At 48.4% G+C, this 16,391-nt stretch carries 9 protein-coding genes; all 9 read left to right on the top strand.

Annotation, left to right across the window (positions count from 1 at the left end):
- Positions 1 to 2 precede the first annotated feature (2 nt).
- The 9 genes from QFZ81_RS07395 to QFZ81_RS07435 all read left to right on the top strand — a co-directional run bounded on the left by QFZ81_RS07395 (position 3) and on the right by QFZ81_RS07435 (position 16,325).
- Positions 3 to 1,826, top strand: coding sequence for a sensor histidine kinase (locus QFZ81_RS07395; RefSeq protein ID WP_307602120.1), 1,824 nt, complete (start codon positions 3 to 5; stop codon positions 1,824 to 1,826).
- Positions 1,819 to 3,324, top strand: a complete 1,506-nt coding sequence (locus tag QFZ81_RS07400) for a response regulator transcription factor (protein WP_307446031.1) — start codon at positions 1,819 to 1,821, stop codon at positions 3,322 to 3,324. Before QFZ81_RS07395 ends, QFZ81_RS07400 begins: the two co-directional genes overlap by 8 nt.
- Positions 3,325 to 3,658: 334 nt before the next feature.
- On the top strand, positions 3,659 to 4,651 hold the full coding sequence (locus QFZ81_RS07405; RefSeq protein WP_307446029.1) for an endo-1,4-beta-xylanase: 993 nt from the start codon (positions 3,659 to 3,661) through the stop codon (positions 4,649 to 4,651).
- A 313-nt stretch (positions 4,652 to 4,964) separates the two neighbouring features.
- Entirely contained in the window at positions 4,965 to 9,122 is a 4,158-nt protein-coding gene (locus QFZ81_RS07410) for an endo-1,4-beta-xylanase (protein WP_307446027.1), read from the top strand.
- Between the two features lie 179 nt (positions 9,123 to 9,301).
- The gene (locus tag QFZ81_RS07415; protein WP_307446025.1) at positions 9,302 to 10,381 is read left to right on the top strand and encodes an alpha/beta hydrolase; all 1,080 of its coding nucleotides are present in this window, start codon (positions 9,302 to 9,304) and stop codon (positions 10,379 to 10,381) included.
- Positions 10,382 to 10,829: 448 nt separating this feature from the next.
- Positions 10,830 to 12,617, top strand: coding sequence for a sensor histidine kinase (locus tag QFZ81_RS07420; protein ID WP_307602123.1), 1,788 nt, complete (start codon positions 10,830 to 10,832; stop codon positions 12,615 to 12,617).
- The gene (locus QFZ81_RS07425) at positions 12,610 to 14,184 is read left to right on the top strand and encodes a response regulator transcription factor (RefSeq protein ID WP_307602126.1); all 1,575 of its coding nucleotides are present in this window, start codon (positions 12,610 to 12,612) and stop codon (positions 14,182 to 14,184) included. Before QFZ81_RS07420 ends, QFZ81_RS07425 begins: the two co-directional genes overlap by 8 nt.
- A gap of 273 nt (positions 14,185 to 14,457) precedes the next feature.
- A complete protein-coding gene (locus QFZ81_RS07430; RefSeq protein ID WP_307446017.1) occupies positions 14,458 to 15,420 on the top strand; it encodes an ABC transporter permease in 963 nt (320 codons plus the stop codon).
- A gap of 11 nt (positions 15,421 to 15,431) precedes the next feature.
- On the top strand, positions 15,432 to 16,325 hold the full coding sequence (locus QFZ81_RS07435; protein ID WP_307602128.1) for a carbohydrate ABC transporter permease: 894 nt from the start codon (positions 15,432 to 15,434) through the stop codon (positions 16,323 to 16,325).
- Positions 16,326 to 16,391: the final 66 nt, after the last annotated feature.

Genomic DNA, 16,391 nt, shown 5'->3' on the forward strand with positions numbered 1-16,391 from the left:
ATATGAGCCGGAGATGGAAGCTGTTAAGTATAGTTAATGATATTCCGCTGAAATTCAAGTTTCTGATCATTTACTTGATGTGTGTGCTGCTTCCCATTTTGTGTATAAACGGTTTATTTTACATGCAGGATAGCAAAAACACGGAACGTAGAGAGATGGACAACTTGCGAATTTCCCTGAATCGGGTCGGAAGTGAAATCATGCAAATGGTGAACGAAGGTGTCGTGATTGGCAACGCCGTATCCGCTGACCGTGTCTTTAATGAAATGCTTGAATATACGTACTCTGATAATGTCGCCTATTACGAAGAATACGATCGTTACCTCCGAGATAAATTGGGTCAGTATCCGAATATTTACCCATATATATCTTGGATTGGCGTGTATACCTCTAACCCAACGCTATCCAATGGTGGAAGTTACTTTGTGCTTAAGCCCAGTGATCTGCAGAGTAAATGGTACCAGAAGATGAACGAAAAGAAAGATAAGGTGACAGTGACCGCTTATTTGGATACGAATCCCATGAATCCCGAGGAGAAATTGGTATATGTCAGCATTAGTCGGAAGCTGGACAATTTCCCTGACCTTATGGCATTCTCCAAATATCTGCGCATCGATATTCGGATGGATAAGCTGCTGGAGCTGTTTGATAAAGAACACGACTACTTGCAAATCAAGCTCGTGGATGAGGAAAATCAGCTTGTTTTGGAATCAGCAGGTACATTTAAAGGTGTTGACCCTCTGTTGCAGATCCTGCCTGTATCTAGCGATAATCAGCTGGCAGGCTTACCTGGGAATAGCTTCGTCAGTCCTCTCAGTACCGCCAGTTACATGCTTAACTGGCGGCTGATCGGGAATCCGGAGGGAAGTCGAATCGCGGAGGAGAGGAAAGGGGTTATCCACTTTTTTATATGGCTGACACTCATCTCTACGATTATTCCGACGATATTGATTTATATCATTATGCATTCCTTTAATTTCCGGGTAAGAAAGCTCTCCAAACATATGCAATTTGTGAAAAACGAGAGGTTTGAACCCATCACGATGTATGAAGGGAAAGATGAGATCGGCAATCTTCTTCGCAGCTTTAATCTGATGACAGGCAAAATACGCAATTTAATCACTGACGTATACAAACTCGAAATTCAAAAAAAAGATTTGGAGCTCGAACGCGTGCAGGCAGAGCTGAAATATTTGCAAAGTCAGGTAGATCCTCATTTCCTGTTCAATACGTTAAACGCGATTCTCGTAGTCTGTAAGAAATATCGCTATGAGCATGTGACGGAAATCATACAAAACTTGTCCCAAATTCTGAGAAGGCTGCTAAGCTGGAAAGAGGACTTGGTAACCGTAGAAGAAGAGTTAAGCTTTACCGAAATGTACCTCCAGATCGAGAAATTCCGATTCCAAGATCGGTTTCACTATGAATTGTCCGTTGACGAATCTGTTCTCGCGTATCGGATCCCAAAGATGAGTATTCAATCGCTCGTAGAGAACTCTTGCAAGCATGGTCTTCAATCGGTTAAAGGGAATCGCAGGATTCGAATATCTGTAGAGAGAGCAGGAATGAACTTGCTCATGAAGGTCGAAGATAACGGAATCGGTATGAACAGTGCGAAGCTGGATGAGATTGTTCAGAGTCTATTTAAGGGAGAAGACAACGGCAAGAACATCGGACTTCGCAACGTGTACCGCCGCTTAAATCTGTTTTACGCAGAACGTTCTCTCTTCCATATTGAAAGTATCCCCTTCGAAAAGACAAGTGTTACGATTCAAATCCCTTTGAGTCTCATCAAGAACCAGGAGGAGGCTATTGGACATGTATAAAGTTATTTTTGCTGATGACGAGCCTTTTGCCTTGGAAGGGATAAGACTCATGATGGAGTGGGAAGAGCTTGGCTTTGAAATTGTGGGAATGTGCGAGAATGGCGAAGAAGCATTGGCCTGTATTGAAGCCTGCAAGCCCGATCTCGTGGTAACAGATATTCGGATGCCGGTGATTGACGGTTTAGAATTGATTGAAAGGGTGCAAAAAGCAGGCAGTGATCCGGTATTCATTATTTTAAGCGGGTACAACGATTTCGAATACGCTCGATCTGCCCTGAGGTACGGGGTTAAGCATTATTTGCTTAAACCAGCTTTAGATAGGGAATGGGATGCTATCATTCAACTTGTTATTCAGGAGCTGCAGCACCGAGAACAGCAAAAGGTACGAAATGACCTTGTTGCTAATCGTCTTGTACCGACTATGCTTGCTCAGATAATTAGGGGAGAAATTTCGGCAACGGACGAGACCGTAGGTGAGATACTGAATCCTTTGGTACTAGGAGATCAGGGATGGAGGTATATCCATTTCGAATGGTTGAGCGGCACAGAGCATGAACTGGATGCGAGGTACTTACAGTCGCAGAAAGTTTATCCCATTGATTTATTTGGGAATCAGGAGGGGCTTGTCATGCCGTCTGTCCCTGATATCAAGGAGTGGGCTCAACATGTATATGAAGATCTTCGTCAGCGCGGTATCGAATGCTGTCTTTCGATAGGACCACGGGTGGACTCCCTCCGACATATTGCAGATTCGTATGCAGGTGCTCTAGAGGCATCCGTGCATCATTTCTTTCATGTATCAGGGGGTCCACTCGATTACGAAACGATTCATCTCAGGCAAATTAGCTATGACCTCCATGCGGTTTCTATCGTAGACGACATTCACATTGCGATCGAGGCGCTTCAGGTGAAACGGATTGGCGAGCTGATTAAACAAATGTTTGTGATGCTGTCTGCTAACAAAACGGCTCGGGAAGTCGTCCATTTGTTGGTCATCCGCATTGTTCTGAAGAGCGCTGCCGTCATGCGGGAAATGGGCATCGATTCAGAGGCACTGCCTCGTGTTCGCGATTTTTTGAGAAGGGAGCATCGTTCCTTAAAAGAAGTGGAGGAATCCCTGCAGGTATATATGCAGCAGTATTTGAGCCAGTTGAAGCAGCATAAAGACAAATTCTCGGGCCATCCCCTTCGGGTTATTGAGCGTTATATCCAAGAACATTATCGGGAAACGCTAACGATTAAAGATATCGGAGAACGGTTCTTTATGAACCCGGTTTACTTAGGCCAAGCGTTCATGAAGAGGTGCGGCGTAGGCATGATTGAGTATATTCATGACCTGCGCATTCATGAGGCGAAGCGAATGCTCTGTGAATCGGATGAAACGATTCGCGTGATCGCGGAGCAGATCGGATACGCTAACTATCATCATTTCCTCAAAGAGTTTGAAAAACGTGTGTCCGACAAGCCCGCCGTGTATAGACAATTAAGCAAAGCGTAAAAGAACAGGGAGTGAATCCTACAGTCTGTGCCGTTTCTACGAAGGACGTGTATTTCTTTTCTAAGAGATACACGTCTATTTGCGTAGATAAGAAACTATAAGTTTTATTACACTTCGCGTCATCAGTCTTGACAAACGCGCTCGTCCTAGAAGGACGACGGAGTCGTTTATCCTTGTATGAGTGTGACTGGAAACATCGCATCCAATTGTTAATGCTTTTTAAGAATAGGGGGGAGAGACCTTTAATCTGTGAATGGTAAGAGTATTCAGATTCTATATCATATAACATAGATGGCCTGTTTAAACAGGATATGATGAGGAGGCTTGCCAATCCATGAACAACAAGGTACCGAACTTGCACGAGGCTTTTAACGGAATATTCAGAATCGGGGCCGCCGTTAGCACGAAGACCATCCGATCCGAGGGGGATTTCATCGCCCGGCATTATAACAGCATTACCGCGGAAAACCAGATGAAGTTCGAGGAGATCCATCCTGAGGAAGATCGGTATACGTTTGAGGCGGCGGATGAAATAATGGATTTTGCTTGGCAGAACAGGATTGCCGTCCGGGGGCATACGATGGTCTGGCATAATCAAACCTCCGATTGGGTGTTTGAAAGCCCTTCCGGCGGTCCAGCCAGCAGAGAACTGGTACTCTTACGGATGCAGGAGCATATCCGTACGGTAGCCAGTCGTTACAAGGGGAGGGTTTATGCGTGGGACGTGGTCAATGAGGCGATCGAAGATAAGGCGGAACTGGTGATGCGGAGTACCAAATGGCTGGAGATTCTCGGTGAGGATTATATCCGCTATGCCTTCGAGGCAGCACATGAAGCCGATCCGAATGCGCTTCTGTTCTATAACGACTACAACGAGACAGAGCCGGTCAAGCGGGATAAGATTTATAATCTCGTCCGTTCCTTGAAGGAGAAGGGGGTTCCGATCCACGGAATCGGCATGCAGGGACATTGGAACATCCATGGTCCTTCCCTGGATGAAATCCGGCAAGCGATCGAGCTTTACGCATCCCTCGATCTGGAGCTTCACATCACCGAGTTGGATCTTTCCATGTTCCACTTTGACGACAGAAGGACCGATCTGACGGTGCCCACCGAGCAAATGGTGCAGCTGCAGCTGCAGCGGTACGAGGAAATCTTCGGGCTTTTTAAGGAATATCGGGATGTCATTACGTCGGTAACGTTCTGGGGAGCGGCTGACAACTATACCTGGTTGGACAACTTCCCAGTTCGCGGCCGAAAGAATTGGCCGTTTCTGTTCGATGGGGAATTTCAGCCTAAACAAGCATTCTGGCGTGTAATCAGATAAGCAATTTTGGATCTGAAGCGTCATCGCCGCTCCGGGGGCCAAGGCCAGGGCTATGAGCTTGTGACGGTCAGCCGGCTGGTGGAATTAAGCAAGACGGAGCAGGAAGTCATCGACAAAGGGGTCGTCCCGTAGGTCAATTTATGACCTTTTGGGACGATTTCTTTTTATTAGTAAGAGGGCTAATGTTTAATACATTCTACGCCATAATTGAGGGGGGATTATTCTTTATTTTGAGTATGTGAAGCCAATTACCTAAGTTGTAAAATGAAATTGGAATAGATTGTAAGCGATTGCAAGAAAGAGGAGGATGCTTGTGAGAAAGAAAATGAATGTATGGATGGCAATCGTGCTGCTGTTTGGGATGATCGCCCCCCAGCTGCTAGCACCTTTGGAGGCAGCAGCCAGCGGATCGGTGGTTTTGTCCCAAAGCTTTGAGGATGGCCAAACAGGCGGCTGGGTAAAGGTGCCTTGGAAGGGGGACGGAAGCGTTGCCATAACGTCGGCAACATATTCCGAAGGATCCAAGTCCTTGGTGATGACGAACCGTGCTGCAAGTAGCAGCAGCCCGTTCTTGGATTTGACTTCGTTGACGAAACCCGGGCATACGTACGATTTATCGCTGAAGCTTAAACTCGGAGCAGGAACCGACACCTTTCATATCGCTTCTAATGTCGCCGCCGTCTCGCTGACTAACCAATATCCTTGGCTGGTAGGGGATAAATCGGTTAGTTCCACAGAATGGACCACCTTTGAATGGAAGGGGTACCAGCTCCCGAGCGATACCACGGGGTTCAAAATATGGGTTGAGTCGAATAATTCCACCACGACGGAGGATCTCTATATTGATGAAGTCTCGCTAACGGACGTCACGTCGATTGATCAACCGGGGATCCAATCTACTTTTGAAGACGGGCAGGGGGAATGGGTACGTAGGAACGGATCCGGCAATATTGGCATATCGTCGGTTGACAATCACACCGTAGGCGGCTCCGCGAGCTTGCTGACTATGGTAACAAAGCAATATGACGGACCATTGCTTAACGTCCTGGGGGATATGTCTGCGGGCAACAAATACAATTTGTCCGCATGGGTAAAAATGGCTTCGGGGCAGTCCCCCACTGTATTGCGGCTCTCTGTACAAAGCGGTGACAGTTCTTATGCCAATGTTTCATCTAACGTGACGGTGACATCTGATCAATGGGTACAGTTGACCGGCACGTTCACGTTAACAAGCACTCCGACTGTTTTGAATGCATACGTGGAAGTAGCCGACCAGTATAGCGATGCAAGATCCTTCTATATGGACGATTTCGATTTGTCCAATGTGGGCCAAGTAGCCGGACCAAAGCCGATTCAAACGGATATTGATCATTTGAAGGACGTCTATGCGGACAACTTCAAGATCGGTGCTGCGGTGACCGGCGACCAGCTTACTTCCGATGTCCACACACTTCTGGATTATCACTACAGTTCCATCGTCGCCGAGAACGCCACAAAGCCGGGCTCTCTGGAACCGACAGAAGGGCAATGGAACTGGACGGAAGCAGACAAGACTGCACAGTATGCCAAGGATCACAATATGAATTTCCGGTTGCATACTCTTGCTTGGCATTCACAGGCTGCGGAATGGATGTTTAAGGACGCCCAAGGCCAGCCGCTTGCAGCAACACCTGAGAATAAACAGCTGGTGCTGGAGCGTCTCACGACTTATATCCAAACCGTTGCGCGTCACTTCACTGACATGGAAGTACCGATCAATGCCATCGATGTTGTAAACGAAGTCATTGATCCGGGACAGGCGGACGGCATGCGGAAGAGCGAGTGGTATAATCTGACTGGCCTGGACTTCATCCGAACAGCTTTCACAGTTGCTCGGCAAGAGTTCCCGAACTCTAAGCTGTATATCAACGATTATGGTACGCAGGATCCGGTCAAACGCGATTTCTTGTTTAATTTGGTAACGAAGCTGAGAAAAGAGGGAATTCCGATTGACGGTGTAGGCCATCAAACGCACATCAGCATCGGCGGCCCCTCTATCGAACAAATTTCCGATTCCATCCGGAAATTCGGAGAAGCCGGATTCGACAATCAGATCACAGAGCTTGACGTTTCCGTTTATACGGGTAGCTCAACAACCAGCTTTGACGAGAACATGCTTATTAAACAAGGGTACCGCTACAAACAATTGTTCCAAGAGCTGGTTCGACTGGACAACGAGGGCAAACATGCCGACCCGAACACTCCAGCATATAATCCTGACGGATGGATCAGCAATGTTACGCTATGGGGGATTGCAGACGATCATACTTGGCTGGACAACTTCAATAATATCATCCGTAAAGATGCCCCACTTCCGTTTGACGTGAAGCATCAAGCGAAATACGCGTATTGGGGAATGATCGAGGCAGTAAAGACGGTAACGCCTACTCATCTTCCCATTACTCCAGAAACAGCACTCACAGCTCAAGGTACACCTGTAAACGCTTCAGATTCGGTTTGGAATACGATTCCGACAATCAAGACCCAACAAGCAGGTACGCTGCAGGCTCAAGTGAAAACGTTGTGGGATGACCATAACCTATATGCCCGTGTAGCAGTCAAAGACAGTACCAAAACCGCAACGGATAAAATCGATCTCTTCGTAGATAACAATGGAATCCAGAAGTATACATTCGCACGAAATGATGCTCATATTACGGAAACCACCGACGGTTATGTACTGCAAGCATCGATCCCATTGGCAGGCACCTTAGGCAAGCAAGTGAAGTTTGACGTAAGAGTGACCGACATGGGAACTAATGACGGTACGGAGCATGGCAGCAACGGCGTCATCGTTTCCTGGAGCGATCCACGGAACGTCCAAGACAGCGATACAGCAGGTTACGGGGTCTTGACTTATATGGATGCTACCAAGGCGGGAAAAGCTGTTTACGGAACCCCCACCATCGACGGTGAACTGGACAGCACGTGGGCGAACGCACCGGTTTATTCCACCAACGTCATGGTAGAACAACATAACAACGCAGTCGCCAAAGCTCAAATCCGTACGATGTGGGATGAACATAACCTTTATGTTTATGCCGTCGTGCAAGATAGCAAATTGAACGATGCTAACGCGAACCCATGGGAGCAGGATTCGATTGAAATCTTCGTTGACCAAAACAACGGAAAAACGGATAGCTACCAAATCGACGACGGCCAATACCGAATCAACTTCAAGAATGTGAAGACCGTTGGCGGTCATGCAACCCAAGACAACTATACATCGGCCACCAAACTCATTGATGGAGGCTACGTTGTAGAAACGGCAATCGCGCTGGATACGATCACTCCTGCTGCAGGAACCATGATCGGATTCGACCTCCAAGTCAATAATGCTCAGGACAGTGGAAGCCGGGAAAGCGTATTTTCATGGAGCGACCCGTCAGGTCAATCCTATCAGAATACCTCGAGATTCGGCGTTCTGACGTTTGAGCCGAAGCTTGCACCGTCCCAGACCGGTTCTACCTCGAGCCCCACACCGGACGAATTCTTTAAAGTGGACGTCCAAAAGGGCGGCAAGGTCGAACAAAATGGGGCGACCATTGATTTGCCGGCCGGAGCCATTGGCAAAGACGTTATCGTGGTCGTCAAAAAGCTGAGTGATCCTTCGAAGCTGAATAACGACCCGCAATTGAAGCTAGCCGGAGATGTGTACGAGATTACTAAGGACGTGGCAGGAGCGTTCCAGAAACCAGTCACTATTACCCTGCCGTTCAAGACTGGCTTGTTGGATGATGAACATGAGGTGGCATTGTACTGGTACAATGAAGAAACCGACAAGTGGGTCAAACTGGACGACATTAAGGTCGACCGGGAGAAAGGCACCGTTTCCGGCAGCGTGACACACTTCACCAAGTTTGCAGTATTGGCGGCAGAAAAGTCCGCATCGTTCAAGGTTCCGGCCTTGACCGATATTAAAGGACACTGGGCCGAAGCAGGGATCCAAGCCCTTGTGAAGGCCGGTGTGATCGACGGTTACCAAGACGGTTCATTCCGGCCTGAAGCAGCTGTAACAAGAGCCGAGTTCGTATCCATAATCGTCAGAGCTTTCCACCTGACGGCAACAGGCGGAGCTGGGTTCTCCGATACCGTCAGCCACTGGGCGAAGGATGCAATTGCAATAGCATCCGCCCTAGGGATTGTAGTCGGCTATGAGGACGGAACCTTCGGCCCGTATGACAACATCACCCGGGAACAAATGGCCGCAATCCTGGCTCGTGCCGCACAATTGGCATCTGCCAACAGCGGTTTGGACTATAAGGACAGCGGCGACGTCTCCGCCTGGGCCAAAGGATTGCTTGCGGCTTTGACAGCCAAAGGTGTGCTGAACGGCTACGAAGACGGTACGCTGAAGCCGAAGGCTTTCAGCACCCGCGCAGAAGCGGCGGTTATCATCATTAGGATTTTGGATGCTCAACAGGTGCAATAACGCCAGCAAGGAATAGAAGGAAGGCTGTCCGCACGTGGATTTCATGTGCGGCAGCTTTGTTTTGGGGCTTCCGGAGAGGGGGTAACCTTGTGGCGTAAATTAAGCCGTTTTTATAATTCTAAGGGATTCCTTAATCTTAATGTGGAAAAAATATATATCCGAAGGGACAATAATGATCCATGAAAAGCATGAATGTGACGGCAGTGCCTTCCAAATATCTTATGTCAGTTAATGAAGAGCTTCAAGGTACGGTTCAGGAGGTTTCCTATAAGGTAGGCAACTATATTCATTTTTCTCGACAGCTGGTAACGGATCGGAACATCGAGATCAGTGAAGCAGGAAGAGAAACCGTTGCGGGAGATGCCATATTGAAGAAATGCAACGTCTACTTGCCTGCGGGTTATGACCCAAACGACACTACTGTTAGATATAATGTATTGTATTTGCTTCATGGAGTAGGCGGGGATCAATTTGAATGGTTAAGTAGTAACGGTAAGGTTGACGGACGATTTATCATTTGCAATATACTTGACAATCTTATTGTAAACGGCGATATCGATCCGCTGATCGTCGTATTTCCCAACGGAAGAAGCGCGTACGACTGGACGGATAGCTCCTTCAATTCCGAAGGAACCAATATGCTGGGATTCTATTACTTCGATTATGAGTTGAGATACGATCTGATTCCATTTATAGAATCAAACTACAAAACCTACGCAGATATAACAGTCACTTCACGTGAGGGAATCATATATAACCGCACGCGCAGAGCGATCGCCGGGCTTTCGATGGGGGGAATGCAAGCCTTGAATCTGATCCTCGGCGGTTACCGACATGATTCGACGCGAATCACCTGCACAGAGAGTCCCTGGAACAACGGGTTGGATAAGACTGTGCTCGCGCCAGGCATGATAGATTTGTTCGCTTATGTCGGAGCTTTTTCAAACGCTCCTACGTCGAGTGATGGCATAACTCTTGGAGTCAGTCTCACATCATGCGTCCATAATCTTCATTTGCTATATACCACCTGTGGCGATTCAGACGGAGTAGCAAATGGCAGCTATGCCAAATCGGTTGAGGGGCTCACGGACACTGCGGGTGATTTTGTAGGTGATTATTACCAGGTCCTTCTAAAGAATGGTGTTCATGATTTCAATGTATGGAACAACGGTGCATATAATTTTATCCGGTTATCTTTTGGGAAATGTGAAGAGCATGAAAAGCCATCTGTTGTCAGGTTGACACTCCATTCATTTTAACTGAACATATACAGGGAGGTCTTGATCTGGGGCAGGGCCGTTCCCCTAAGCAGAACTTATAGGCAGGCGTGGAATCCTTCAAGGGCGGATGATGGCCATCACCGCTTCGAGGGACGACTGCAGTTCGGCGCTTCATTTGCAAGGAATAGAAGGAAGGCTGCCGCATGTGGATTCCATGTGCGGCAGCTTTGTTTTCTTGCACTTTAAAACTTATTTGTCATCCAACCAAAAGTATTTATTGTACTGTAAGCAGGCGGGCCATAATGCAACGTCGATTTTTTTGTGTTAGGATAAAAATATCTAATTTTCACATGAAATTTCGATGAATCCACCGGGTGGGATGCTTTCGAAAGTTTTTTTATAATTATATAGCCCTATAGCAGAAGCATGAAACTAATATATTTCACAAATTGAAAACGCTATCAAAAAAAAGGGGGGCGAGGTGCTTATGAAGTGGATAGACAAAACAAACAACATTCACATGAAAAAGAAGTTGATCATTTCATTCATCCTTGTCGTCTTTATTCCGGTCGGGATCGTGGGCGCTTTGCTGACCCAATCGCTCCGCCAGACGGCACTTAACGATGCGGTCCAGCAAACGTCGAACGACGTGGAGAAGGTGAAGACACGCATCGGCGAGATATTGAAACTGTCGATCGAGATTTCTAATAAGTTGGCGACGGACCCGCGATTGGAAGTTCTCGTCAATAAGCGTTACGAATCGAACTATTCTGTTGTAGAGGCCTATAGAGAATATCGGGAGTTCGAGCAATACGTGCGGCTGTATAAAGAAATCGCCAACATCCGGTTGTACGTGGATAATCCGACGCTGCTGAATAACTGGTACTATTTACAGCCAGAGCCGTCGATTGCGAATTCGGAATGGTACAAAGCGACGATAAAGAACTCGGATAAAATCGGATGGTATTACATCGGAGACGAAACGAAAGGCGATAGTGCTTACCTGAGCCTCGTGCGTCGCGTCTATTTTCCGAATTACAGAACGACCTGCGTGCTCGTCATCGATATCAGCCCAACGCAGCTGAACGGAATTCTGAGGCAAGAGCAGTTCGATACGATGGTCATCGATGGGAACGGATATATCGATGCTGCCAAAAACACGGACCTCGTGGGCAAGCATATTCGCGACTTTCACATCACCCAGGAAATGCTGGAGAAACCGAGTGGCACGTACCAAATCGATTACAACGGGGAAACGTCGAAGCTCATTATAGAGTCCCTCATTCCGGACGTGAGTAGTAACGGCTTGAAAATCATATCCGTGTTTTCGGTGCAAAGCATCGTTAAGGGAGCGAACCGGATCAGCATGTTCGGACTATTCATTATCATCATGAGCTTGTTAATCGCCTTGGTGTTCATCTATATTTTTTCCTCCCTGTTGTCGAAGCGCATCTTTCGTTTGAGCAAGCAAATCAATAAGGTGGCTCTAGGCGATTTGCATGCCAGCTCAGTGATTGATGGTGACGACGAAATCGGGCAGCTGTCACGGCAATTCAATTATATGGTCGGCAATATCCGCGAGTTGATGGAGGAAGTGACCGAATCGAACCGACAAAAAGCGCAGCTGGAGCTCAAGCAGAAAGAAATCAAACTGAAAATGATGGCCAGCCAGATCAATCCCCATTTCTTGTTTAACGCCCTTGAGTCGCTGCGGATGAAGATTCATTTGCGGGGGAGTGCGGATATTGCCGACATCGTCAGGGTGCTTGGGAAACTGATGCGAAAGAGCCTCGAGATCGGAAGCGGTACGATTAAACTTGGTGAAGAGCTGGATATGGTCCGATGTTACTTGGCCATACAACGATTCCGTTACGATGACCGCCTTGTCTACGAGCTTGAGCTCGACCCGACATCAAGCGAAATCCAGATTCTGCCGCTCGTCGTGCAGCCCCTGGTGGAGAACGCAGTGATTCACGGGATCGAGAATAAAGAAGAGGCGGGCTTCGTACGGATTCGTACGGAGCTTAAGAATGACGCCTTGTATGTGACTGTTGCCGACGATGGCGCCGGAATTCCGGAAGCAAGGTTGAATGCGCTGATCTACTCGCTGGACGACCCCGAAGATGGAAAGAATCACCGCATTGGCCTGCGCAACGTGCATCAGCGGCTTATCCTTACTTATGGAGAGCAATACGGACTCCGCATCGTCAGCCGGGAAAATGAAGGGACGGAAATTAATTTCATGATACCGATTGGAGGAGATTCACATGTATAAAGTTATTCTCGTAGACGATGAAAAAGCGATACGCCAAGGCTTGAAGGCGATTATCGACTGGCAGCGGCACGGCTTCGAGGTGATCGGGGAGGCGGGCAACGGCCGGGAAGCGATGCTCCGGCACCAGGAGTTGAAGCCCGACCTTATGGTCATGGATGTCCGCATGCCTGGGATGGACGGGCTGCAAGTTATCGAAGAAATTCGCAAGTCCGATAAGGAATGCCAATTTATCATTTTAAGCGGCCATGCTGATTTCTCGTACGCCAAGCGCGCGATTTCATGGGGAGTGAACGCCTATTTGCTCAAGCCAGTAGATACGGATGAATTCGAAGATGAGCTTGACAGGATCGGCGGAGTGCTGAGAGAGGCCTCCGGATCGCTGCAAAAAAAGGAACAGACGTCGGCGCAGCAGCTCGAGGATCAGATCGTATCGCTGCTAATGTATGATGAGGAGGGACACCGTACGGCGATGGAACAGCTGAAGGAGCCGGAACTCGATTGGTGTTCGTATCGGGTAATGCTCTTGAAGCTGCATCCGCCGCTTGGCAGTCATGTAAACGGTCGGGCGGAAGTCAAGAGAAAGCTGGCAGAGCGTTTTGAGTCGTCGGGTACAGGCATCGTATTCGCCGCAGAGCCCTTTGTAGGCGTTCTGCTGAATGAGAGGGCGCCAAATAAGCTACAGGCCAATTCGATGTATCTGGATTTGGAGGAATCGCTTCTGGAACTGAACGGCGGCTTCTCCGCAGCGGCGGGAGAACCGGTGCATCAGCTCGCCGACATCGGTCTATCCTATTCGCAGGCTGTCAGGCTGCTGAAGGAAGAGTTCCTGTTCCGCGGAGAACGGAGGGTCATCCTTAAGCGTCCACCGCTCAACCTTGCCGCTAATGGCGCAAGAGATGGCGAGCCGACTGGACCCGATATAAACGCTTTGGCGGATAAGCTATTTTATGCGCTCGATATCGGCAGCAAGAACGCAGTTCGGCGCATTCTGGATGAAGGGGGGCAGTCGATCGCCGCGTACGACGGCGCGGAGCAAGCGATGAAAACAGCTGTCTCGCAATGGATATCGCTCGCATTGACCAAGCTGTCGAAGACAAGTGATACCGCCTTCACCGCCGCACAAGATGCCCTTTCGATAGTCACAGAAATTTATGAGCAGCCTGATCTTCGGTCGTTGCGTCAGATGCTTGAGGACAGGTTGCTCGGACTGACGGAGCGTATAAGCACGTTCAGCAGCGAGTCTGCCATCAAGCAAATTCTTGATTTCGTGGAGCGTCATTACGCTGAGAACTTAAAGCTTGAGACACTCGCCGGGTTATTCAATTACAATAGCGGGTACTTGGGGAAGATGTTCAAAAGCTTCACGGGCGAGACCTTTCACAACTATTTGGACAAAGTCCGAATCCGGAACGCCAAACATCTGTTGGCCGGCGGGCTCAAGGTGCACCAGGTAGCGACGCGTGTCGGGTATGCCAGCGCCGATTATTTCCATTTGAAATTCAAAAAGTATATAGGCGAATCGCCGTCCCGCTATAAGATGAAGCCGACCAAAACCACTTCGGGGTGAAACCGTGCAGCCATGTTCTGCATGTCGATTTTTGATAGGATACAGCGTCCCCATCTTCGTTCAAAGGCACTCCCTTCAAGATGTTTTCGCACGAATAGCCATAGATGTTCCGGAGGAGGGCCAGGGGCCTCCTTCTTTTTTTGAATGCATTGAAAACGCATATTTTAACATGATTTATTGTCGAATTTCTCGGGTTTTGGCGTCAGGCCGGGTGCGTTAAAATAAGTTCAAGAGAGAGAAGGAGAAGGAGAAGGAGAAGGAGGAGGAACCGGGATGCAACCGCTAACAACAAAAACTGTCATTACTCTTCCGGCGATAAAACGAAAGAAAAGCTTCATTCACACCATGTTGGAACAGAAATACTTGTATTTCATGTCATTGCCTTTCATCATCTGGTTGCTTATATTCAACTACGTTCCATTATGGGGCTGGTTGATGGCATTCCAGAACTATAAGCCTGGCAAGAATATTTTGCAACAGAAGTGGGTGGGATTGAGCAACTTCCACGAATTGTTCTCGGACGAACGGTTCTATCTGGTTTTGCGGAATACGCTTGCAATGAGTATTATGGGGCTTATTGTCGGATTTACCGTTCCTATTATCTTTGCACTGCTGATCAATGAATTGCGGGGGCAGTTGTTCAAGCGGACCATTCAGACGGTTTCGTATTTGCCCCACTTTGTTTCATGGGTGGTTGTCGCCGGTTTGGTCAGCAAGATGCTCTCCACCGACGGAGGTGCGGTGAACCAACTGCTGATGATGCTTCACATTACGGACCATCCGATCCAGTTCATGGCGAAGCCCACCTGGTTCTGGGGAATCGTCACATCGGCGGATATGTGGAAGGAAACCGGCTGGAATTCCATCATCTATCTTGCGGCCATGGCCGGGATTAGCCCGGAGTTGTACGAAGCGGCGACTGTGGACGGCGCGGGAAGATTCCGTCGGATGTGGTACATTACGCTGCCGGGAATCCGCCCCACCTTCATGGTACTGCTGATTCTGTCCATCGGCAACCTGATCAGCATCGGCTTCGAGAAGCAGTTCTTGCTTGGGAATCCGCTGGTCAATGATTACTCCGAGGTGCTTGATATTTACGCTTTGAAATACGGTATCCAGATGTCCCGTTATTCCTACGGCACCGCAATCGGGATGTTCAATTCCGTTGTCAGTATTTTCCTGGTGTTTACGGCCAATGCCATCTATAAAAAATTCACCAAAGAAACGATCATTTAGGAGGAATCACAGTGCAAGGGCTTGTGCAGAAAAAAACAGCCGACCGCTTATTCGACATCTCCCTGTATGTCATCCTGATCCTGATCGGGATTGCAACCTTATATCCGTTCATTAACGTGTTGGCCATTTCCTTCAACGATTCCGCGGATACCGTCAAAGGAGGCATCCACGTATGGCCGCGAGTGTTAACTATCCGGAATTACGAGACGATCTTTCAATATGAGGGACTGCTGACCGGATTTCGCAACTCGACCATCCGAACGGTCTTGGGTACGATGGTCGGCGTCTTGTCCGCCTCCATGGTCGCTTACGTCCTGAGCAAGACGGAGTTTCAGGCGAGGCGGTTGTTCACCGCCATCTTCGTGATGACCCTGTACATCTCCGGCGGCTTGATTCCCGGCTATATGCTGATTCGCGACTTGCACCTGCTAGGCACATTCTGGGTTTATATTATCCCTGGCATCTTGAGCGTATGGAACGTGCTCATCGTTCGCTCCTACATTAATGGTCTGCCTTATGCCTTGCTGGAATCCGCGAAGATGGACGGCGCGAACGACTGGACCATCTTCTGGAGAGTCATTCTTCCCTTGTGCCAGCCGGTGCTGGCTACCATCGCGCTGTTCATCGCTGTCAACCATTGGAACTCTTGGTTCGACACTTATCTGTATAACGGACAAAAGCCGGAGTATACGACCTTGCAATACGAGCTCCGCAAGGTTCTGCTCACGACGGACAACGGCGGCAATATCTACGACCCGAACAAGCAGCAGTCCTTGGCGGAAGTTTCGCCGGAATCGATCCAGATGGCCATCACCATGGTCGTCACCGCTCCGATCCTTTTGGTATATCCATTCCTGCAAAAGTACTTCGTGAAAGGCATAACGCTGGGAGCGGTCAAGAGTTAACTGACATCGGTAAGTCCAGGGAAACCTGTCCCATATAATCATTACCTCAATTATCAACGAATAAAA

Source organism: Paenibacillus sp. V4I9 (assembly GCF_030817295.1).
Lineage (GTDB): Bacteria > Bacillota > Bacilli > Paenibacillales > NBRC-103111 > Paenibacillus_E.